Source organism: Stenotrophomonas sp. GW821-FHT02D01 (assembly GCF_059421765.1).
This window is the reverse complement of the sequence record NZ_JBWKVP010000004.1, coordinates 117540-139385: the sequence shown is the minus strand read 5'-3', so window position 1 is coordinate 139385 and position 21846 is coordinate 117540. Positions and strand designations below refer to the sequence as shown.

General features: G+C 66.8%; 17 protein-coding genes and 1 pseudogene. 9 read left to right on the top strand and 9 right to left on the bottom strand.

The window, feature by feature from the left end:
* Nucleotides 1–77 precede the first annotated feature (77 nt).
* Both AC07UW_RS10315 and AC07UW_RS10310 read right to left on the bottom strand, forming a co-directional pair.
* Nucleotides 78–1286, bottom strand: coding sequence for an NAD(P)/FAD-dependent oxidoreductase (locus tag AC07UW_RS10315; protein WP_223496957.1), 1209 nt, complete (start codon nucleotides 1284–1286; stop codon nucleotides 78–80).
* A 12-nt stretch (nucleotides 1287–1298) separates the two neighbouring features.
* On the bottom strand, nucleotides 1299–1793 hold the full coding sequence (locus AC07UW_RS10310) for a lipocalin family protein (protein WP_223496955.1): 495 nt from the start codon (nucleotides 1791–1793) through the stop codon (nucleotides 1299–1301).
* 182 nt (nucleotides 1794–1975) lie between these two features.
* Here AC07UW_RS10310 and AC07UW_RS10305 point away from each other — a divergent pair, with 182 nt between their 5' ends.
* Together AC07UW_RS10305 and AC07UW_RS10300 are read left to right on the top strand one after the other, a co-directional pair.
* Nucleotides 1976–2224 carry a hypothetical protein gene (locus tag AC07UW_RS10305; RefSeq protein WP_089237451.1) on the top strand — a complete coding sequence of 83 codons (249 nt, stop codon included), beginning with the start codon at nucleotides 1976–1978 and terminating at the stop codon, nucleotides 2222–2224.
* A 90-nt stretch (nucleotides 2225–2314) separates the two neighbouring features.
* The gene (locus AC07UW_RS10300; RefSeq protein WP_495211986.1) at nucleotides 2315–4744 is read left to right on the top strand and encodes a DUF3772 domain-containing protein; all 2430 of its coding nucleotides are present in this window, start codon (nucleotides 2315–2317) and stop codon (nucleotides 4742–4744) included.
* 652 nt (nucleotides 4745–5396) lie between these two features.
* Here AC07UW_RS10300 and AC07UW_RS10295 read toward each other — a convergent pair.
* Both AC07UW_RS10295 and AC07UW_RS10290 read right to left on the bottom strand, forming a co-directional pair.
* Nucleotides 5397–7502, bottom strand: a complete 2106-nt coding sequence (locus AC07UW_RS10295; RefSeq protein ID WP_495211985.1) for a phosphoglycerol transferase I — start codon at nucleotides 7500–7502, stop codon at nucleotides 5397–5399.
* Nucleotides 7503–7763: 261 nt separating this feature from the next.
* Nucleotides 7764–9416: pseudogene (locus AC07UW_RS10290) on the bottom strand (ABC1 kinase family protein); the annotation flags it as partial.
* 203 nt (nucleotides 9417–9619) lie between these two features.
* On the opposite strand from AC07UW_RS10290, the gene AC07UW_RS10285 reads away from it, so the two are divergent.
* Entirely contained in the window at nucleotides 9620–10546 is a 927-nt protein-coding gene (locus tag AC07UW_RS10285; protein ID WP_025874576.1) for a DUF808 domain-containing protein, read from the top strand.
* 87 nt (nucleotides 10547–10633) lie between these two features.
* On the opposite strand, the gene AC07UW_RS10280 is transcribed toward AC07UW_RS10285, so the two are convergent.
* On the bottom strand, nucleotides 10634–12172 hold the full coding sequence (locus AC07UW_RS10280; protein WP_495211984.1) for a GGDEF domain-containing protein: 1539 nt from the start codon (nucleotides 12170–12172) through the stop codon (nucleotides 10634–10636).
* Between the two features lie 106 nt (nucleotides 12173–12278).
* Here AC07UW_RS10280 and AC07UW_RS10275 point away from each other — a divergent pair, with 106 nt between their 5' ends.
* From AC07UW_RS10275 to AC07UW_RS10265, 3 genes are all read left to right on the top strand, one after another.
* Nucleotides 12279–12914, top strand: coding sequence for an NAD-dependent epimerase/dehydratase family protein (locus AC07UW_RS10275; protein ID WP_495211983.1), 636 nt, complete (start codon nucleotides 12279–12281; stop codon nucleotides 12912–12914).
* Complete coding sequence (locus AC07UW_RS10270; protein ID WP_140228453.1) at nucleotides 12914–13621, top strand: helix-turn-helix transcriptional regulator; 708 nt, start codon at nucleotides 12914–12916, stop codon at nucleotides 13619–13621. The genes AC07UW_RS10275 and AC07UW_RS10270 overlap by 1 nt, the downstream gene beginning before the upstream one ends.
* Before the next feature lie 271 nt (nucleotides 13622–13892).
* Nucleotides 13893–14279, top strand: a complete 387-nt coding sequence (locus AC07UW_RS10265; RefSeq protein WP_495211982.1) for a VOC family protein — start codon at nucleotides 13893–13895, stop codon at nucleotides 14277–14279.
* A gap of 163 nt (nucleotides 14280–14442) precedes the next feature.
* Here the strand turns inward: AC07UW_RS10265 and AC07UW_RS10260 are convergent, their stop codons facing one another.
* From AC07UW_RS10260 to pdhA, 4 genes are read right to left on the bottom strand one after another with little or no spacing between them, the layout of a single operon-like run.
* On the bottom strand, nucleotides 14443–15837 hold the full coding sequence (locus AC07UW_RS10260; RefSeq protein WP_134833200.1) for a dihydrolipoamide acetyltransferase family protein: 1395 nt from the start codon (nucleotides 15835–15837) through the stop codon (nucleotides 14443–14445).
* A complete protein-coding gene (locus AC07UW_RS10255) occupies nucleotides 15834–16187 on the bottom strand; it encodes an SH3 domain-containing protein (protein WP_025874583.1) in 354 nt (117 codons plus the stop codon). Before AC07UW_RS10255 ends, AC07UW_RS10260 begins: the two co-directional genes overlap by 4 nt.
* Nucleotide 16188: 1 nt before the next feature.
* On the bottom strand, nucleotides 16189–17256 hold the full coding sequence (locus AC07UW_RS10250) for an alpha-ketoacid dehydrogenase subunit beta (protein WP_025874584.1): 1068 nt from the start codon (nucleotides 17254–17256) through the stop codon (nucleotides 16189–16191).
* Nucleotides 17249–18331 (bottom strand): pyruvate dehydrogenase (acetyl-transferring) E1 component subunit alpha, encoded by a 1083-nt coding sequence (pdhA, locus tag AC07UW_RS10245; protein ID WP_032976633.1) that lies wholly within the window; start codon nucleotides 18329–18331, stop codon nucleotides 17249–17251. The genes AC07UW_RS10250 and pdhA overlap by 8 nt, the downstream gene beginning before the upstream one ends.
* Nucleotides 18332–18656: 325 nt before the next feature.
* Here pdhA and AC07UW_RS10240 point away from each other — a divergent pair, with 325 nt between their 5' ends.
* From AC07UW_RS10240 to AC07UW_RS10230, 3 genes are all read left to right on the top strand, one after another.
* The gene (locus AC07UW_RS10240) at nucleotides 18657–19532 is read left to right on the top strand and encodes a tryptophan 2,3-dioxygenase (RefSeq protein WP_025874586.1); all 876 of its coding nucleotides are present in this window, start codon (nucleotides 18657–18659) and stop codon (nucleotides 19530–19532) included.
* A gap of 179 nt (nucleotides 19533–19711) precedes the next feature.
* A complete protein-coding gene (locus AC07UW_RS10235; protein ID WP_025874587.1) occupies nucleotides 19712–21211 on the top strand; it encodes a peptide MFS transporter in 1500 nt (499 codons plus the stop codon).
* A gap of 16 nt (nucleotides 21212–21227) precedes the next feature.
* Nucleotides 21228–21830 (top strand): thioredoxin family protein, encoded by a 603-nt coding sequence (locus tag AC07UW_RS10230; RefSeq protein WP_495211981.1) that lies wholly within the window; start codon nucleotides 21228–21230, stop codon nucleotides 21828–21830.
* Nucleotides 21831–21846: the final 16 nt, after the last annotated feature.

Below are 21846 nucleotides of genomic sequence, written 5' to 3'. Positions count from 1 at the left end.
CGACGCTAGCAGGCGTTGCTTGAATGATGCCTGTCGGCGCCCGTTTGCGGTAGAGCCAGGCCATGCCTGGCTTCACGCTACAACCGCCCAAACCCGAACAGGTCCTGCAGCGGGTGCCGTCGCCGCTCGATCCGCGCCCGCAGCAGCCCGGCGCCGATCATTGAATAGGTGATGCCGTTGCCACCGTAAGCCATGGCGAACTGAACCCGTGGACCCCATTGCGCATGCGGCCCAAAGAACGGCAGGCCGTCAGCCGTCTCGGCAAAGGTGCCCGCCCATGAAAACGCCGGGGTCGGCCTCAGGTGCGGGAACCACTGCAGCAGCTGCTTCATCAGTTTGCGGGCCTTGCTGTCCACCCGGCCATCGCGGCGGGCGGGAATATCGATGGCATCGTCCAGCCCGCCCACCAACAGCCTGCGGTCGCCGGTGGCACGCAGGTACAGGTAGGGGCGGGCGCTCTCCCAGACCATCGTGCGCTGCAGCCAGCCCAGTTCGTCGGCGTTGATCGGGTCGGTGATGAAGGCGTAGCTGCTGCGGTTGCGGGCCACGCGCGGGTCCAACCACTGCTGATTGGCATAGCCCATCGCCAGCACCACGTGGCGGGCGCGGATCTGCATGCCGGATTCGGTGCGGGCGGTTACGCCGCGCGCGGTGGGGGTGAGGGTATGCAGCACGGTGCGGTCATGCACCACGCCGCCGCGTCGTTGCAACCGCCGCAACAGCCCGTAAGTGAAGCAGTAGGGATCGACCCGTGCGGCCTGGCGGGTCAGCAGGGCGCCTCCGGCATCGACGCTGAAACGTTCCTGCAGCGCATCCCGGTCCAGCCAGCGCGCATCCAGGCCGATGCCTCGGCGCGCTTCGCCTTCGGCCATCAGCCGCGGTACGTCGCGGCGACGGCTGGCCAGGTACAGGCTGTCCATCTGCTTGAAGTCGACGTCCTTCAGGCCGCGCGCGACCTCGCCCAATGCGGGGATCGCCTCCGCACAGGCCTGGTAGGCCAGCGCCGCAGCGTCCTGGCCATACTGCGAGGCCAGTTCCAGCAGATGGGTATCGATCTCGTACTGCAGCAGCGCGGTACTGGCTGCGGTGCTGCCCCAGCCGATGTCACGCTGCTCGATCAACGCAACGTCGTGGCCATGGGCCGACAGCTCATCGGCGATCAGCGCGCCGGTGATGCCACCACCGACCACCAGCACATCGCTCTGCAGATCCTGTTCCAGCGGCGGAAAGGCCTGGATCAGGCCGTTGCGCACCGCCCACCACGGGTAGCCACTCTTCAGGTCCATGCGGGTTCGTGCTCAGGCGGTGGGGTGGCCGGTATGCGGGGTCAGGATCAGTTCGGACAGATCGAAGCCCTGCAGGCGCGCGCTGGCCAGATAATGTTCCTGCACGGTGGCATCGAGCCGGGGCTCACGTGCCAGCAGCCACAGGTACTTGCGATCCGGGCTGCCGACCAGGGCAACGCTGTAGTCCGGCGCCACCTGCATCACCCAGTAGTCACCCTTGGCGAAGGGCAGCCAGCGCAGGCCCTTGGGCAGGAAGCTGACTTCCAGCCGCGCGCTGTCGTTGTCGATCGCGCAGGCCTCACCGGTGGCTTCCTCGATCTCGCCGTCCATGCGGCAGCGGTTGGTGACGCCCACGTTGCCGTTGTCGAGCAGCTGGTAATGGGCCGACACATCGGTGCAGCCCTCCGGCTCGTGGCGCATCGGCAGGCGGGCGATCTCGTACCAGGTGCCCAGGTAGCGGAGCAGCTTGAGGTCGGTGACGGTCTTCAGGGGTGGCAGGTCGGTCATTGTCAGGCGTGGCAGGAGAGGACCCCCACGATGCCGAGGACACCGCCACGGGCGGGTGAAGCCGGGGCGAGGGTCATGTCCAGAACATTCCGTCGCCTCGGCGGAGCGCGTGCCGTCATCGGTGCAGCGGTATGCTTCCGCCAGCGCCGCGTTTTTCCGATCCAACCGAAGTGGAGGTGCCGATGTACCAGGTGATCCTGTTGAAGAGTGAAACCCAGTTCGCCCGCGAGCAGTGGCCGCAGGTCGACGATCTGGTGGACTACGAAGGCGTGGCCTACAGCCTGCGCGCCGGGCCTCGCCAGCCGTTGCCGACCGACCATGCCTGGCACCCGATCGCGGTGTATGCGCCGGATGAGATCACCGAGGAAGAATTCCAGGAGTGGTACGCGCTGCAGCAGCCGCAGGTGGAAGAGCTGCGCCTGAAGTACTGAGCCGCAACCAGCGGCCAGCGCCTGCGCATCCGCCGTTTACGGTACCTGCCGTATAGTCGCGCGCAGGCGCGGTGGTCCGCGCAAAACGGTGTGGCTGGCTTGTCTTCCTTCTTCCGAACGATCCTGGTGCGTGGCCCCTGGTTGGCCCTGCTGTTGTGCTGCACGCTGCTGCTGGCTCTGCCGGCGCTGGCCCAGGATGACGACCCCACGCCCAAGCAGCAGCTGGCGGATATCGACAATGCGTTGAAGGCGGTGGAACGCAAGCGCAACGACGCCGAAGCCATCGAAACGCTGGGCACGCTTTCGGAAAACGCGTCACAGGCCAAGCGCGATGCCGAGGCGCTGGAAAAGACCCTGCAGCCGCAGCTGGACCAGCTCAATGAGCAGCTGACGCAGCTGGGCGAGGCCCCCAAGGACACGACTGAACCGCCGGAGCTGGCGGCGCAGCGGCGCACGCTGACGCGCCAGCGCGATGCCCTCGCGGCATCGATTGCCCAGGCCAAGTCCAGTGCCGTCCGCGCGCAGCAGCTGAGCGCGGACATCGACAAGCAGCGCAACGCGCAGCGCACCGAGGAACTGGGGCGCAAGGTCGCCTCGCCACTGTCGCCAACGCTGTGGCGACAGGTGGCCGACCAGTTGCCGAACGATATCGCCCGTGTCACTCCTTTGGCCCAGCAGGGCCGTGCCGCGCTGACCACGGCCATTGCCACCCATGGCTGGGGCACGTTGCTGCTGGGGCTGTCGGCGGCACTGGTGATGATGTTCCCGTTGCGCCTGTGGCTGCGCGCGCTGGGGCGCCGGTTCGCTGCGTCCGAGCGTGCCCCCGACGGCCGCCTGCGCCGCTCCGGTCTGGCCATGTGGCTGCTGCTGGTGGGCACCCTGCTGCCCGGCTACGCCGTGGTGGTGCTGGTGGCTGCACTGGATGCCATCGGCGCGATTCCACCGCGCCTGCAGAGCGTGGCCGAAGGCGTGCAGGCGGCGACGTTTGCCGCGGCCTTCATTTCCGCGCTCAGCGCCTGCCTGCTGGTGCCCAAGCGGCCTTCGTGGCGGCTGCTGAACCTGGATGACACCGCCGCGCTGAAACTGCGCAAGTACGCCTGGGGTGCTGCGGCACTGGCCTGGCTGAGCACGGTGCTGGTGGCCATCGATCGCGCCACCCGCACCAGCGATGTCACCACGGTGGCGCTGGACGGCGTGATCGCGCTGACCTACCTGGGCCTGATCATGGCCATGCTGGTGACCTTGTCGCGCCTGCATCGGCGCCAGACCGCCGAGGCCGAGGCGAAGCTGGAAGCACAGGCCGACGGTCTGGGCGCACAGCTGCCGGTACGACGCAGCAGCTGGCTGGTGCTGGCCCGCGTGGCCGGCAACATCGCAGTAGTCGCCGCGATCGCCGCCACTCTGATGGGCTACGTCAACTTCGCCAAGTTCGTGAACCAGCAGCTGATCGGCGGCAGCATCGTGGTGCTGGCGGCGACGCTGCTGTTCAAGTTCGTCGATGACTTCTGCACCTGGCTGCTGAATGCCGACAGCAAGGTCGGCCAGACCATCCTGCTCAGCACCGGCCTGAGCGTGTCGAAGCTGGAACAGGCGGGCGTGCTGCTGTCGGCGATGCTGCGCACCCTGGTGGTGTTGATCGCCCTGCTGGCGCTGGCCGCACCGTTCGGCAATATCGGCACGATCGTTGAACGCATTGCCTCGCTGGCCAATGGCATTGTGATCAACAAGGACCTGACGCTGCAGCCGGGCCGCATCGTCACCGGCGTGCTGGTGCTGCTGGTGGGCATGGGTCTGACCCAGCTGCTGCAGCGTTGGTTGACCGATACCTACCTGCCCAAGACCGAACTCGACCTGGGTGCACGCAATTCGATCAGCACCATCGCCGGTTACGTCGGCATCATCCTGGTGGGCCTGTGGGCGCTGACGGCGATGGGCCTGAACCTGAAGAACCTGGCGCTGCTGGTCAGTGCGCTCTCGGTGGGTATCGGCTTCGGCCTGCAGGCAATCATCCAGAACTTCGTCTCCGGCTTGATCCTGCTGACCGAGCGCCCGGTGAAGATCGGCGACTGGGTGAAGCTGGGCGACCAGGAAGGCGACATCCGCCGCATCAACGTGCGCTCCACCGAGATCCAGGTGAGCGACAAGTCCACCTTGATCGTGCCCAATTCCGAGTTGATCACCAAGACCATCCGCAACATGACGATGGGCAACAACCAGGGCCGCGTCCAGATCCAGTTCGCGGTGCCGACCAGCACCGACGTGGCCGGCCTGCGACAGGCGCTGCTGGATGCCTACGGGGCCCACAACACGGTACTGCAGCAACCGGCGCCGTCGGTCTACATCGACAGCATCGCCGGCGGCCAGATCACCATCAACAGCTTCGCCTACGTGGCCAGCCCGCGGCAGGTGTATGGCACGCGCAGCGATCTGTATTTCAGCCTGCTGCAGATCCTGGCCGAGCGGAACATCCCGCTGTCCACGCCGACCGACATCCACATCACCCGCGATCCGCCGCAGTAAGAGGGTCGGTCGGCAGGGCTGCGCCCTGCACCCGCCGAAGCGGTAGTGCCGGCCGCTGGCCGGCAACCTCAGGAGCAACAGCAACAGCAACAGCAACAGCAACAGCAACAGCAACAGCAACAGCAACAGCAACAGCAACAGCAGAAGCGGGTTTCCTGTGGCATGGCGGGGTGGGTCCGGTTGCGGGGGACGCCGTAAACCCATCCCTGGGGGCTTGGCCGCGGCATCCATGCCGCGGACACCCCCGCAACCGGACCCACCCCGCCTTCGACAGATTCCCGCGATCTGTCGGAATTGCATGGCGTGCTCCTGGGGGGGGTCGACCTTGGTCGACACGTAGGTCCACGCCATGCGTGGATGCTCTTCGATGAACTATCGAAATATTCGATTTCATGCCGGATTGATTTCGACATCTGACAGAGATTCATCCACGCATGGCGTGGATCTACCAGGCACCAGGGAAATGTCAGAGGTGGGGCGGTGTCGGATTGCGGGGTGTCAGCCGCATGGATGCGGCTGCCAAGCCTACAAGGACGTACTTGCGGCGTCCCCGCAATCCGACACCGCCCCGCCATCCCACGGAACACCAGCTGTTGCTGTCGCTGTCGCTTCGGCTCGTAGCAGGTGCAGGGCGCAGCCCTGCCGAACCCCTTTACCCCCGCGGTCGGCCGCGCGAGGGCACCAGTGCGAACGTATCCACCGCCAGCTTCTCGGCATGGTTCAACCACGCGCGGATTTCCAGATCATCCACTTCGTGGTCGAGCCCGAATGACACGTTGATCTTGCCATCGGCATCGGGCTGCACCCACTGCTGGGCCAGCACCACCTTGCGCTGCGAGGACACCGCTTCGATCCAGAAACCGCGATCCGGGCGCGTGCTCGCCACCAGCTGCAGCATGTACTGGCCGGCGCGGGTACGGCGGCCCTTCTGCGTGATCATGTGTGCCTGGCGCACGCTGGGGCGGGGGCCCTGGAAGGCATCCAGTGGTGCATCCACGTCGATGCCGTTGCGCAGCTCGCCATCGCGGTACAGCTTGATGCCGTTGTCGCGGTTCACCAACAGCGCGCACCAGTCGCCGTCGGCCGAGCCATCCTCGAACGCGGTGCAGCGATCAACGTAGGCGAGCGTGTTGTCCGGGTCGGCATCGTCGAACTGGCGCGAGGTGTTTTCCAGGTACACCGATTTCAGGTCCCAGTCCTTGTCGTATTCCAGCAGCACCGGCGGCTGCACGTGCTGCAGGCCCACCACCACCTGGTCGTCGCCGTCGATCTTCAGCTGCCGCGTCGGCTCACCCAGCCACAGCGAGCGGGCGAAGGCCAGGTACTGCGGATAGTCGCGGCCGTTGTCGCGGCGTGCGGCGGCGCTGGCACTAGGCGCGCGCTTGTCGTCCAGCAGCGAACGGCCAAAGCCCATGGTCTGCAGGTTCGGATCGAGCAGGCTGAGCAGGGTGGCACCGGAATCCAGGGTCGAGCCGTCTTCGGCGGCCAGCTGGCGCGGGGCCACGCCATCGCCGAGGAACAACAGCAGGTTCTCGCGCTTCTGCCTGGTCAGGATATGGCTGAGGTCATTGGGCATGGCCAGGTGATCGGAGGCGATCACGATCAACGTGTCCTTGCCGTACGGGCTGGCCTGGATGCGTTCGACCAGCTGCGAAATGAGGCGGTCGGTGCACTTGAGCGCATTGAGCATGCCGATGTTGCCGTACTGGCTCTGGTAGCGCTCGCCCTTGCACGCCACCGGCAGGTGCCCGGCGGGGTGGTGCGTGTCCATGGTCAGCGTGGTCAGCATGAACGGTGCATCCTGTCGCGACAGCTGCTCGAAGCGCTGGTAGGCGGTGTCCAGCAGCACGTCGTCATGCACGCCCCACGCCGAGTAGTGGATGCGGCCGATCTTCTTCTGCAGCTTGAACCACGCCAGGTCATGCACTTCATCGAAGCCGTGGCTGGCCAGGAACTGGCCCTTGCCCGCGAACTGGCCGTTGGCACCGCCCAGGTAATGGTTGGTGTAGCCCTGCTGCTTGAGGTAATCGCCCAGGCACACGGCCTTGGGCAGGAAGCTGCCCATGCGATCCATGCTGTTCTCATCACCCTGCGAGGTGGTCAGCGGCACGCCGCACATCGACGACACCAGGCCGGCGATGGTCCAGCCACCGCCTTCGGCCGAGGCCAGGCCGCGTACATCCAGCGACCTGGCCGCCAAGCGGTTGAGATTGGGCATCAGGCCGGGAAACACGGCCTCATCCAGATAGGTGCGCTCCAGGCTCTCGCCGTAGATCCAGACGATGTTGCGTGGGCGCTGCAGGGCCTGCGTGGGCACCTGGTATTCGGGGGCGATACGGGCGAAATCCACCGGGCGCAGCTGCTGATAGAGGCGCTGCCCGTCACGTGCCAATGGACTGATCATGATCGTGGCCATCCACAGCGCGGCGAAACCGGCAAACCACGCACCACCGGCCGTGGGGCGGCGCCAACGCTTCACCCGCGTAGCGAACAGCGGCAGCAGCGACACGGCGGCCAGCACGATGAAGCCGGCGATGTAGCCCTTGAAGTCGGCGATACCGGCGCCTTCCATGTCCGCACCCAGGTGGTACAGGGTGGCGGCGTTGAGTCCGTCACCGGACAGCTTGTCGATCAGCCACCAGGCACTGAGCGCCAGCAGCAACAGCGAGAACAAGCCTGCTTTCCACCACACCCACTTTGCGGACGCGAGGAACAACCAGGACAGCAGCAACAGCGACAGCAGCAGAATCCAGAGCATAGGCAGCTTCGGCAGTGACGGGGTGGCGATGGACGTCGTACCGACGCGTGTCCATCCGACCGGCGCTGCTGCAAGCACATCTGCATGACAGGCCGATGACCCGATAGTGCATGCACGAACCTGACTGAAATGTTTGTTGAAATCGTGCGCGCGATATCACGCTGCGAACGTAAATAGAGCGTGAAAACTCACGCTCGATTGCATTAAAAACCTGCATGAATGCACTGTTTTCGCTGATCCACGTCGAGCGTGGATGCGACACTATCGATGCCCGCGTTCCTCGCGCGAACGCGCACGGCGATCGAACAACAATGCGCTGGTCACGATGCCCAGCCCAAGCACTACGCCGATCAACAACAGCACCAGTGCGATGGCGGGATAGCCCAGCACATGCCAGCCCGTGTCGATCTTCATCATCATTGCCGCCGCCATGATCAACGCGGCGCTGATGATGCCGGCGGCCACGCGGTTGGCGATCTTCTGCAGGTTCTCCATCAGCCGCGATTCTTCCAGCCCGGTCACCTTCATCTGCAGGCGGTTCTCGGCCAGCAGCGCCATGATGTCCGACAGCTTGCGCGGCCCGTCGCGCAGCAGTTGCTGCAGCTCCATCGCCTCGCTGGCCAGGTTGGCGGCCGACAGCGATTTTTTCAGGCGCGCGCGCATCACGTGCTGCAGCTGGCGTTCGACGATGCGGCGCGTGTCCAGATCCGGTGCCAGCAGGCGGCATACGGTTTCAAGGTTGAGCAGCGCCTTGCCGAGCAGGCTCAGCTCCGGCGGCGTGCGCAATCCGGACGAGGTGGCAATGCGCACCATGTCCAGCACCACGCGCCCTTCGGAGAAATTGGCGCTGGCGGCATAGCGTGCGATCAGCTGGCCGGTCTCGCGCAGGTAGCGCTCCTCATCGAATGCCTCCAGCCGCGTGCTGATGCTGATCAGGTCGTCGGCCACTTCCTCGCCGCGGCCATCGACGGCGGCAAACAGGATCTTCAGCAGGCGCTCGCGCAGCCGCGGTGGCATGTGCGCGACCATGCCCAGGTCGAAGATGGCCAAGCGCCCATCAGGCATCACCCGCAGGTTGCCGGGATGCGGGTCGGCATGGATTTCGCCGTGCACGAAGATCTGGTCCAGGTAACCGCGGATCAGCGCCGCCGCCAGCGGATCCATCGCCTGTTCGGTGCGGCGCACATCGGGAATGGCATCCACGCGCACGCCGGTGGCCAGTTCCATGGTCAGCACGCGATGGCTGCTGTAGTCCCACAGCGGCTGCGGAATCCACAGGCGCCGGAACGGCTTCAAGTGCCGGCCGAAGCGCGACAGGTTCTCGGCCTCGGCGTGATAGTCCAGCTCCTGCATCAGCGTCTTGGCGAATTCGTTGAGCCAGTCGCGCAGGCGCACGCGGCGACCGATCTGGGTCAGATGGTCGGCGGCCAGGGCGAAGCTGCGCAGCACTTCCAGATCCGAACGCAGCTGCGCGGCCACCTCGGGCTTCTGCACTTTCACCGCCACCTCGCGACCGTCGTGCAGCACCGCGCGATGCACCTGGGCGATGGACGCACAGCCGAGCGGCTGCGGATCGAATGCGGCGAACAGCTTGTTCACCGGTGCACCCAGTTCCTGCTCGACGATGGCGTGGATGCGTTCCACCGGAATCTCGGCCACCTTCTCCTGCATCCGCTCCAGCGCAGTGGCGAACTCCACCGGCACCATGTCCGGGCGGGTCGACAGCATCTGCCCGAGCTTGACGAAGGTGGGCCCCAGTGCTTCCAGGTCACTGACGAACTGCTCCGGATTGCCGTCGGGCGGCACATCGGTGTGGCTGCCGGCAGCGTCCAGGTTCATGCCGGAGAACACGCCGGAATGGCGGTAGCGCATCAGCAGGCGCAGGATCTGGCTGCGCCGGTTCATGCCCCGGATCAGCGGGGGATTGCCTGTGGCGGTGGACGGATTGCTCAAACGACACTCCTCGAAGACGACGACCCGATGTCCGTGATCCCGCCGCCGGCGGGACCGGATTACGCTTCCAGTGTCCCCGCCGCCCGGTGGGCGCGCGGTGAACCCGCTACCGCAGGTGGCGCCGGATCGGTCAGAATCCGCTCATTCCCTTTACTGGATCCCCCATGGCCGGTGCCAGCCTGTTTGCCCTGCTCGACGATATCGCCTCCCTGCTCGACGACGTCTCGGTGCTGACCAAGGTCGCCGCCAAGAAGACCGCCGGCGTGCTGGGCGACGACCTGGCGCTGAACGCGCAGCAGGTAACCGGCGTCAACGCCAACCGCGAGCTGCCGGTGGTGTGGGCGGTGGCCAAGGGCTCGCTGGTGAACAAGGTGATCCTGGTGCCGGCGGCGCTGGCGATCAGCGCGCTGGAAGCCTGGCTGCACAGCCGCGGCTGGAACGTGCCGCTGATCGTGCCGCTGATGATGATCGGCGGCGCCTTCCTGTGCTTCGAGGGCGTGGAGAAGCTGGCGCACCGGTTCCTGCATTCCGCCGATGAGGACGCCGAACACCAGGCTGAGCGACGCAAGGCGCTGGCCGATGCGCAGGTGGACATGGTCGCGTGGGAAAAGGACAAGGTGAAGGGCGCGATCCGCACCGACTTCATCCTCTCGGCCGAAATCATCGTGCTGTCGCTGGGCGTGGTTGCGACGGCGTCGTTCATCAACCAGGTCAGCACCCTGGTGGTGATCGCGCTGGCGATGACCGTGTTCGTCTACGGGCTGGTCGCCGGCATCGTCAAGCTGGACGACCTGGGCCTGTACCTGTCGCGCAAGGGCGCCGCGCTGGCGGCAGTTGGCCGCGGCCTGCTGGTGTCGGCACCGTGGCTGATGAAGTTCCTGTCGGTGGCCGGTACCGCGGCGATGTTCCTGGTCGGCGGCGGCATCCTGGTGCACAACGTGCCGGCGCTGCACCACGCGGTGCAGGCGCTGGGCGGTGAAGGCCAGTGGGGCTGGCTGGTCAACGCGCTGGGCAACATGGTGGTCGGCATCATCGCCGGTGCCATTGTGCTGGCGGCGGTGACCGGGTTCCAGAAGTTGCGCGGCAAGTAAGCGCCGGTCCACTGCCCGGTAGAGGCCGAGCTTGGTCGGCGGTTTTATTCCCGCAAGCACCAACCAAGGTTGGCGCCCACCGACGAGCTAGCCCGCGTGTACCCGGTTCTTGCCTTGGCGCTTGGCCGCGTACAGCGCGTCATCGGCGCGTCGCAGCAGCGTATCGGCATCGTCGCCTGGCTGCCATTGCGCCAGGCCCGCACTGAAATGCACGGGTATGCGCCGCTCCTGCAGGGTCAGCACGCGATGCGCCAGTGAGCGCTGCAGCCGCTGCACCGTGGCCATGCTGTCCGCGCCGGGGGTTTCGGGAAGCACCAGCACGAACTCGTCGCCGCCCAGCCGGGCGATGCCATCGGTGGCACGCAGCAGCAGGCGGCACACTGCCACCAGGTGCTGCAGCAGCGCGTCGCCGCCGGCATGGCCGTGTTCGTCGTTGGTCTGGTGGAAATCATCCAGGTCGATCACCGCCAGTCCGAGCGGCGAGTGGTTGCGTGCGGCGCGGGCCAGCTCGCGCTGCAGCAGTTCATCCAGGCCGCGCCGGTTCAGGGCCTGGGTCAACGGATCGATACGCGCCAGATCGCCGGCCGCGCGCAGATCCTGTTCCAGCTGGTTGATGCGCTGTTCGGCGCGTTCCACTTCCTGCCGCGCGCTGGCCAGGTGATCGCGCGCTTGCGCCGCCTGCTGCTGCACTTTGCCGGTGTCCTGCATCACTTCCTGCAGCAGGTGGTTGAGGTCGGCGATGCTGCGCGCCTCGCGCAACTGCAGCGCGTAGCTGCCGATGCGGTCGTGGTATTCACCGGTGCTGGCAGCCATGCCATCCATGCGCTCGATGAACTCGCCCATCAAGCTACGCATGGCCGCTTTCGAATCGTCGATTCCCTGCCGCAGCAGGCCCTGCTTGTAGATCACTTCGCGCAGCTCGGCGCGGGTGCGCTCGACCGATTCGGCTTCCAGTGGCCCGGCCAGCAACTGGCGCACGGCCGCGATCTGGCCCTGCAGCCAACTGCGGTCATCCAGCAGCTCGCTGACGTTCTCCAGCAGCAGGGCGAACAACTCAAGCAACAACGCCTGCTGTTCCTGCCAGCTTTCGGCGCGCACGCCGATCTGGTGGCCCAGCTCGCGCGCGCCCTGTTCGATCGGTTCCAGTGCCGCGCCCGGTTGCCATTGGCGCAGGCGTACGGCCAGCGCCTGCGCCTGCTCGCGCAGGTCGGGATCGTGCTGCAGCAGCGCGACCACCGCGCCGCCCAGCAGCAACCGCAGCTGCTCGGACAGGCGCAGGCTGTCGGGCTGGCCATCGGGCGAGTGCTGGTCGATGGTGCGGATGTATTTATCGATCAGCTGCCGCATCGCCCGGCCATAGCGCGGCCAGTCGGCACTGGCCTGTGCTGATTGCAGGCGATCACCCATGTCGCCCAGCTCGCCCGGCAGGGTGGCCATGCCATTGGCGAAGGCGGCCAGCAGCGGTTCGGGGGCATCGGCCCCGGCAAACAGCTGCTGCAACGCCACGCCGCTACCGCCCTGCAGTACCACCCGATCGCCGCGCCCGTCATCGACCACCGCGCGCACGCGCGCAGGCGGCCCGATGGCGGTGCCGGGGGCAGGGCGGGGGTCGGGCTGGTCCGTCATGGAACGCATCCTGGGATGGCAGGGGGGCTGGTCACAGCATATCGGCGCAACCGGCGGTGGCTTGAACCGATAGGATGGGCGACAGGATGCCGCAGTGGAGGTGGGTATGCGTGTGATGTTGCTGGGGGCGACGGGACTGGTCGGAGGCCACGCCCTGTCGCAGCTGCTGGCCGACTCCCGCTGCAGCGCCGTGGTCGCGCCCAGCCGCCGCCCGCTGGCTGCGCCGCACGGGAAACTGCACAACCCGGTGCTCGACTTCGCCCGGTTGCCCGATGCGCCGGACTGGGCCCGGGTGGACGCGGTGATCTGCGCCCTGGGCAGCACCATCGCCCAGGCCGGCAGCCGCGAGGCGTTCCATCGCATCGACCACGATTACCCGCTGGACTTCGCCCGTCTGGCCCTTGCGCAGGGTGCCCAGGCCTTCGCGCTGAACTCGGCCGCAGGCGCCAGCCCGCGTTCGTCGATCTTCTACAGCCGGGTCAAAGGCGAGCTGGAGCGCGACCTGCGCGCGTTGGGTTTCCCGTCGCTGACGCTGGTGCGGCCGGGGCTGATCGGCGGTGAGCGGCAGGAGGTCCGCCGTGGCGAACACTTCGCGCTGCAGGTGCTGGGTGTGCTGGGGCCGGTGTTGCCACGTGCTTGGCGGATCAATCCGGCACCTGTGATTGCCCACGCGCTGGTGGATGCGGCGCTGGCGGCAAAGCCGGGCGAGCACGTGGTGCAGTCGCGCGATCTGGTCGGCTGATGTCGCGCGCGCTGCGCCTGAACCAGCTGCTGCAGGTACTGCGCCGCCACCGCCGTCCGGTAGCCGGGCAGGCGCTGGCCGAGGAACTGGGCATCAGCCTGCGTACGCTGTACCGCGATATTGAAACGCTGCGCGAGCAGGGCGCCGACCTGCGCGGGGAAGCCGGTGTCGGCTACCAGCTGGAACCGGGCGATGTGCTGCCGCCGCTGACCTTGCCGCCGGCCGAGATCGACGCGCTGGTGCTGGGCCTGCGCTGGGTGGCGGCACGCACCGAGCCGGCCCTGGCCGAGGCCGCGCGTGATGCCCTGGCGCGCATTGCGCATGTGCTGCCGGCGGCGCGACGCGAGGCGCTGCGTGACAGCGGCCTGCGGGTGGGGCCATCGCGTACGACGGCCAAGGTACCCCCGGCGCGCCTGCAGGCCGTGCGCGAAGCGGTGGGCACGCAGCAGCGGCTGCAGTTCGCCTATGAAGATGCGCAGGGCCGGCGTACCGAGCGCGTGGTCTGGCCGTTCGCACTGGGCTACTTCGATGAAGTGCCCATGCTGGCGGCGTGGTGCGAGGGCCGCGAGGACTTCCGTCATTTCCGCCTGGATCGCATTCGCCATGCGCGTGCGTTGGAAGAGCACTACCTGGTGCCACGCGCGACCTTGTTGCGGCGCTGGCAGAAGGCGCAGGGCATCGCTCCGGATTGGCTGGACCGTTCGTGACGTATCCGCTTTGGTAGAGGCCGAGCCTGCTCGACCGCTTCTGGTCGTTGCTTCTTGCTCTCGGTAGATGTCGAGCTTGCTCGACGCTTCTGCTCTGCGCGGAGAGCAGTCGAGCAAGCTCGACATCTACCAAAGCGGAAGCAACGGCAGTCGAGCAAGCTCGACATCTACCAAAGCCAGAGCAAAGGCAGTCGAGCCTGCTCGACGCTGCTGACAGGATCTGTCAGCAGGGCAGGGCCACCATGACCGCTCCCAACCACGGAGCTTCCTCATGTTCAAGCCAAGCACCCTGCTGCAGTACGTGCGCGACGTTGACACCAGCGCCACCTTCTACAGCGGCATCCTCGGCACGGCACCGGTCGAACAGTCGCCCGGCTTTGCCCTGTTCCTGCTCGGCGATGGCGCCGCACTCGGCCTGTGGCAGCGCGATGGCGTGCAGCCGCCGGTGGATGCGCAGGCCGGCGCCGCTGAACTGGCGATGGTGGTGTCAGATGCAGCAACGGTGCAGCGCATGCACGACGAGTGGCGCGGGCTTGGCGTGCGCATCGCCCTGGCGCCGGTAACGCTGGAATTCGGCCACACCTTCGTCGGTGTCGACCCCGATGGTCACCGGCTGCGTGTCTACAGCCGCGCCGAGGGCATGGTCGCGCGCGATTGATCCTCCCCTGACGCAGAACAACGACGAGCCCACCGCAGCGACAGGTCGTTCAGTAGATCCACGCCGTGCGTGGATGGCGCGCGATCCAGCAGGCACAAAAGAACGCCGGGCAATGCCCGGCGTTTTTTCAACTCATGTGCCAACCAAGGTTGGCACCTACCGATCAGCTGGCCAGAGCCAGATCGTCCATCATCGCGCGCAGGAAGCGGGCCGCTTCACCGCCGGTGGCGGCGCGGTGGTCGAAGGTCACCGACAGCGGAATGACCTTGTGCGCTTCCACGCCGCCCATCACCGGGGTCATCTGGTGGCGGGCACGGCCGGCACCGACGATGGCCACGCACGGCGGCACCACGACCGGGGTCGCGTAGCGGCCGGCGAACATGCCGAAGTTGGACAGCGAGATGGTGTAGCCGCTCAGCTCCGAGGCCGCGATCGAACGCGCTTCCACCTGCTCGCGCAGACGGTTCACGCCTTCACGGATGCCACGCGCGTCGAGCATGTCGGCGTTGCGCAGGGCCGGCACGAACAGGCCGTCGTCGGTATCCACGGCGATGCCGATGTCCACCTGCGCGTGCAGGGTGCGGGTCAGCGCTTCACCGTCGAACCAGGCGTTCATCGCCGGCACCTTCTGCGCGGCGACCACGATCGAGCGCACCAGGCGCGCGGTGACGTCGTTGCCCGGCAGCCAGGCGTGGATGTCGGCGTCGTCGTTCAGCGTGGTCGGCACGACCTTGCTGTGCGCATCGGCCATGACGCGGGCCATGTTGCGGCGCACGCCCTTCAGCGGTTCCGGCTGGCCCTTGGCGACCACGCCCGGCGGCTGGGTGCGCATCGGCTTGCCGGCAGCAGACAGCGGGGTGCGTGCGTCGGACTGTACCGGCGCGGCCACCTGGGCCGGCGCCGGTGCGGCTGCAGCCGGTGCAGCAACCGCTGCCGGTGCCGCGCCGATCTTCGCGCTGCCGTCGGCGGCGGCCTGCTTGACGTCGGCCATGGTCACCGCGCCATCGGCGCCGGTGGCACGTACGCGGCTCAGGTCCACGCCCAGCTTGCGCGCGGTGGCACGCACCGCCGGCACGGCCTTGACGCCGCCCACGGCCAGCGCCTGTTCGGCATGCACAGCGTTGGAGCTCTGCATCGCGCCGACCACGGTGCCGGCGTCATCACGCTCGGCGGCAGCCGGCTTGGCTTCTTCAGCAGCCACCGGGGCGGCTGCGGTGGGCAGCGGCGGCGGCGTCGGAGCTGCCGCAGCAGCCGGAGCGGCATGGCCGTGGCTGTGGCCGGTGTCCTGGCCGTCAGCACGCTGCGGCAGGTTCGGGTCCAGCGCGAAGCTGGCCAGCACCGCGCCGGTCGTGATGATGTCGCCGGCAGCGCCGGACAGCTTCAGCACCGTGCCGGAGAACGGCGAGGGCACTTCGACGACGGCCTTGGCGGTCTCCATCGAGACCAGCGGCTCGTCCAGCTTGATCACATCGCCTTCCTTTACGAACCACTCGACGATGGTCGCGTCCGGCAGGCCTTCGCCCAGGTCGGGCAGGTTGAAGTTCTTGGTCTGGCTCATTTGCAGTTCTCTTCCAGCAGTTCCAGTTCGCGGGCAGGCAACCAGCCCGTCGCGCCATTGGCGCGCTCGGACCACCACCACCCGCCGTGTTCGTGATGAAGCTTGACCATCTCGCCGTTCTCCACATCCAGCTCGCGGGCGTCGTAGTCGCGCAGGGCTTCGGCGCGACCATCGTCCAACAGCTGCAACCACGCTACCGGTGCCCATCCGGCGCGCCCATCGCTGGTGCGCACCCAGGCAAACGCCGGCCATTCCTCGTCACGTACACCTACTTCGACGATCTGGCCGGTTCGGAACCGGAGCGGGTTGGGATACTGGCTGCGGTAAGCCCCGAGAAGGCGGGCCCGCATGTCAGCCTGCCGCCACCGCGCGCTTGGCCGCCGCCACGATCCGCTCCACGCTCGGCAGATACTTCATCTCCAGGCGGAACAGCGGAATGTGGGTGTCGTAACCGGTAACGCGCTCGACCGGAGCCAGCAGGTCGTAGATCGATTCCTCGGCCAGGCGTGCGGCGATTTCCGCGCCGAAGCCCGCGGTCTTCGGGGCCTCCTGCACGATCACGCAGCGGCCGGTCTTGGCCACCGACTCGGCGATGGTGGCAAAGTCCAGCGGACGCAGCGTGGCCACGTCGATGACTTCGGCACTGATGCCTTCGCCGGCCAGCTTGTCGGCCGCTTCCAGCGCTTCCTTCACCTGCGCACCCCAGGTCACCAGGGTCACGTCGGTGCCATCGCGCAGCACGAAGCACACGTCCAGCGGCAGGGCTTCGCCGTCATTGACGACCACTTCCTTGTACTGGCGGTAGATGCGCTTGGGCTCCATGTAGATCACCGGATCCGGCTCGCGGATCGCGGCCAGCAGCAGGCCATAGGCGCGCTGCGGCGAGGACGGCAGCACCACGCGCAGGCCCGGCACGTTGGTGAAGATCGCTTCGTTGGCCTCGCTGTGGTGCTCCGGCGCACGGATGCCGCCACCCCACGGCACGCGCAGCACCATCGGGCAGTGCAGGCGGCCACGGGTGCGGTAACGCAGGCGCGCGGCGTGGCAGATGATGTGGTCGACCATCGGGTACATGAAGCCATCGAACTGGGCTTCGGCCACCGGCTTCATGCCCTGTGCGGCCAGGCCGATGGTGAGGCCGGCGATGGTGGTTTCATCCAACGGGGTGTCGAGGATGCGGTCGGCGCCGAAGCGCTGCTGCAGGCCGGCGGTGGCGCGGAACACGCCGCCGTTGACGCCCACGTCTTCGCCCAGCACCAGCACCGACTTGTCGTGCTCCAGCTCCCAGGCCAGCGCCTGGGTGATGGCTTCGATGAGGGTGATCGGGGTGTCGGTCATGTTCTGTTCTCCGCGCGCGACGGCAGCGCTGTCGGCGGCGTTGGTGTGCGCGCTGGACGCGCCGTTCTTGATCTCATCCATGGCGCTGCTCCAGGGCGATTGCCTGGGCGCGCTGGGCCAGCAGGTCCTGCGGCGGGTCGGCATAGAGGAAATCGAACATCGCCTCGACCGGCTGCACCGGCGTGTTGAGGTACAGGTTCACTTCCTCGTCCACGCGCTTGCCGCACTCGGCGGTCCAGGCAGCTTCTTCTTCCTCGCTCCAGACACCGGCGTTGGTCAGGTACTTGCGCAGGCGCAACATCGGCTCGCGCTGCCAGGCATCCTTCACTTCGGCGTCGTCGCGGTAGCGGCGCGCGTCATCGGCGGTGGTGTGGTCGGACAGGCGGTAGGTCATCAGTTCCAGCACGGTGCCGCCGTCGCCGGCCAGCGCACGCTCGCGCGCCTGCAGCATGGCGGCCATCACCGCGATCAGGTCGTTGCCGTCCACCTGCAGGCAGTGCAGGCCGCCGGCCAGGCCCTTCTGTGCCAGCGTCTCGGCACCGGTCTGGGCCGAACGCGGGACCGAGATGGCCCAGCCGTTGTTGACGATGCACAGGATCAGCGGCAGCTTGTAGGCACCGGCCGAATTCAAGGCCGCGTAGAAGTCGGTCTTGGAACTGCCACCGTCGCCGCATACGGCCACCGCGATCTGCGGTTCCTTGTTGAGCTTGAACTTCAGCGCAGCGCCTGCGGCGTGCAGGCACTGGGTGGAAATCGGCACGCAGAACGGGAAGTCCTTGGCGGCATTGCCGCCGTAGTCGTTGCCGCGCTCGTCGCCGCCCCAGTACATCAGCACGTCGTGCGGGCGCACGCCACGCATGAACATCGCGCCGTACTCGCGGTAGGACGGTGCGAACACGTCGTCCTTCTGCATCGAGGCGCCGATGCCCACATGCGCGGCTTCGTGGCCGAGGCATGCGGCGTAGGTGCCCAGCTTGCCGGTGCGCTGCAGCGCGATCGACTTGCCGTCGAACACGCGCACGAACAGCATCTGCTTGAACATCGGCAGCAACGCGCGTGGGTCGCGCAGGGCTTCGGGCAGGTCATCGCGGACGAGCGTGCCGTCCGTGTCCAGATACTGCAGGTATTCGATCTTGAACTCAGCGGCAACCGTCATTGCGTACTGCACCTTCGACAGAGAAGTTACAAATGATATGAATCGCCATGTTAAGGAATGCGTACGAAAAAGCCGTCCTGCGGCGCAGCACGGCCCACCGGCCTTTGTACCCCCTTCCGGGCGCATGATGCCAATAACTTCAACGTATTCAGCCATTGCTGCAAAGCATCACAAACGACGCTGGGCTGAGCGCCAGTAGAACGGCGCAAACGGTTCCACGCGCAACCACCGTTCCACAGCCCTACCGCACGCCCCGGTACGGTCATCACGGCTGCCAGCGCGGCGGCAACGCGCTACCCTTGCCGCCCCCGATCTGGTCCCGCCCATGTCCGTCGACAACAACCAACGCGATCTCGAAGCCGGTATCCACACCGATCTGCAGGGGCGGCTGACCTACGGCGGCTACCTGCGGCTGGACCAGCTGCTCAGCGCGCAGCAGCCGCTGTCCAACCCGCCGCATCACGACGAGATGCTCTTCATCATCCAGCACCAGACCTCCGAGCTGTGGTTGAAGCTGCTGGGCCACGAGCTGGGTGCGGCGATCGGCTTCCTGCAGCGCGATGAGGTCTGGCAGTGCCGCAAGGTACTGGCGCGCAGCAAGCAGGTGCTGCGCCAGCTGACCGAGCAGTGGTCGGTGCTGGAAACGCTCACCCCGTCCGAGTACATGGGCTTCCGCGACGTGCTGGGTCCGTCCTCGGGCTTCCAGTCGCTGCAGTACCGCTACATCGAGTTCCTGCTGGGCAACAAGAACGCGCAGATGCTGCAGGTGTTCGAGCACGACACGGCCGGGCAGGCGCAGCTGCGCACCGTGCTGGAGGCGCCGAGCCTGTACGAGGAATTCCTGAAGTATCTGGCCCGCTTCGGCCACGCCGTGCCGGCGGTGTACGAGGCGCACGACTGGACCCAGCCACACGTGGCCGACGACAGCCTGCAGCCGGTCTTCGAACGCATCTACCAGGACACCGACCGCTACTGGCGCGAGTACGCGCTGTGCGAGGACCTGGTGGACCTGGAAACCGCCTTCCAGCTGTGGCGGTTCCGCCACATGCGCACCGTGATGCGGGTCATCGGCTTCAAGCGCGGCACCGGCGGCTCGTCCGGCGTGGGCTTCCTGGCCAAGGCGTTGGAACTGACCTTCTTCCCTGAATTGTTCCAGGTACGCACCACCCTGCAGGCCGCGCCCCCGCCGGATCTGGCCTGATCCCCATTCAGCTTGGCCGCCCGCGGCTGGCTGGATCGTTTCAGATGCAAGTTCAGCGAGCAGGCTGCGACCTGCCTCAAACGGCGTGTATTTGACGTGAACGCCAGAAGTCGGTGATCCTCGCGCGTTGCTTCACCGCACATCGGACGTGCCTCCATCCACCGAACCAGGAATTCCGCATGAGCGTAAACGCCACTGCGAACACCCCAGAGCCGGCGCTGCCGGACTTCAACACCACGATGGGCCACCCGCGCCCGTTGTGGATGCTGTTCATGACCGAGTTCTGGGAGCGCTTTGCGTTCTACGGCATCCGCTGGGCGTTGGTGCTGTACATCGTTGCCCAGTTCTACAACGGCAACGCCGCCGGTGAAGGCGACGCCAGCCGCATCTACGGCGCCTACCTGGCGCTGGTGTACGCCGCGGCGATCTTCGGCGGTTACGTGGCCGACCGCGTGCTGGGTTACCAGCGCTCGATCCTGACCGGCGCGATCATCATGGCCGTCGGCCTGTTCATGATCTCGCTGCCGCAGGAGCACATCTTCAAGCTCGGCCTGGCCACGATCATCGTCGGCAACGGTCTGTTCAAGCCCAACATCTCGACCATGGTCGGCAAGCTGTACGGCCTGAAGGACGAACGCCGCGACTCGGGCTTCACCATCTTCTACATGGGCATCAACATCGGCGCGATGATCGCTCCGGTGCTGACCGAGTACCTGGCCCGCAAGGTCTTCGGCACCTCGGAAATGCCGTCCTACAAGGTCGTGTTCATCGCTTCCGGCGTGGGCATGCTGATCTCGCTGGTGTGGTTCTACATCGGTCGTGCCGGCCTGAAGGGCATCGGTGCACCGCCGGCCGGTGCCGAAGGCTTCGGCCGCATCGTCATGGTGCTGGTCGGTTCGCTGTTCGCCATTCCGGTGGCCTACTTCCTGCTCGCCACCGGCGCCACCGCACTGGCCTGGATCCTTGGCGTGATGTTCGCTGCCCTGGCCGTGCTGCTGCTGGTGGAAGGCATCCGCGAGGGCAAGGTGCAGCGCGACCGCGTGATCGCCATGCTGATCATCTTCGCCTTCAACGTCATGTTCTGGATGTTCTTCGAACAGGCCGGCAGCTCCTTCACCTTCCTGGCCGAGAACATCGTCAACCGCCAGCTGGGTGAGTGGACCTTCCCGACCGCGTGGTTCCAGTCGGTCAACTCGGTGGCGATCATCACCCTGGCGCCGATCATCGCCTGGATCTGGGTGGCCCTGGGCCGCGCCAATCCGTCCATCCCGCGCAAGTTCGGCCTCGGCCTGCTGTTCAACGGCGCGGCCTTCGCCCTGCTGATGTTCGCCCTGTCGACCATGGTCGTGGACGGCAAGATCCCGTTCTGGACCCTGTTCATGGTCTACGTCATCCAGTCCGTCGGTGAGCTGTGCCTGTCGCCGATCGGCCTGTCGATGGTGACCAAGCTGGCCCCGGTGCGCCTGGTCGGTTTCGGCATGGGCGGCTGGTTCCTGTCCACCGGCATCGGCAACAACCTGTCGGGCATCTTCGCCGGTGCGGTCAGCGGTGAAGGTGGCATGACGGTCGAATCGGCCCTGAAGGGGTATACCTTCGGGTTCTGGGCCTTGATCGGTTCGGGTGTGGTCCTGTTCCTGGTCGCGCCGCTGATCAACAAGCTGATGCATGGCGTGAAGTAATGAGAGGGTAGTGGGCATGCGTACAACGTTCGGTGGTGCAATGGTGGCAGTGGTGTGTGCGGCGCTGATCGGCGCCTGTTCGCAGCCTCAACCTCCCGCGGCCCCCGAACCCACGCAGCCCCTCGATACCCGCCCCACCGAGCCACCGGTCGCTGACCCCAGCGAACCGGTGGCCTCGGGCAACACCCCGGCGGCGGCCGACATCGCCGCCATTGCCGGGCTTGGCGCGCAGTTCGACCCCGCCCGCGACCCCGCTGCCGACCTGGAAACCGCCAAGGTCGAAGCCCAGCGCGGCAACAAGCGCATCCTCCTGGAAGTGGGCAACGCCGCGTGCGAGCCCTGCCATGCGCTGGATGAAGCCGTGGAAGGCAATGGCGATCTGCGCCGCTTCCGTGATGCCCACTACGTGTGGGTGAAGGTCAACAACAGCACCGAGAACCCGAACGCGGCCTTCCTGGGCCAGTTCCCGCCGTTCGAAGGCGAGTACCCGCGCCTGCTGGTGATCGACGCCGACGGCACCCTGCTGGCGCCGCAGCCCAGCGAAGCGATGCGCAAGGGCAAGACCGTGCAGACCGCACGTGTGATGGCGTTCCTCAAGCAGTGGGCGCCTGACCGGTAGCGCCCGGCGCCTCCCG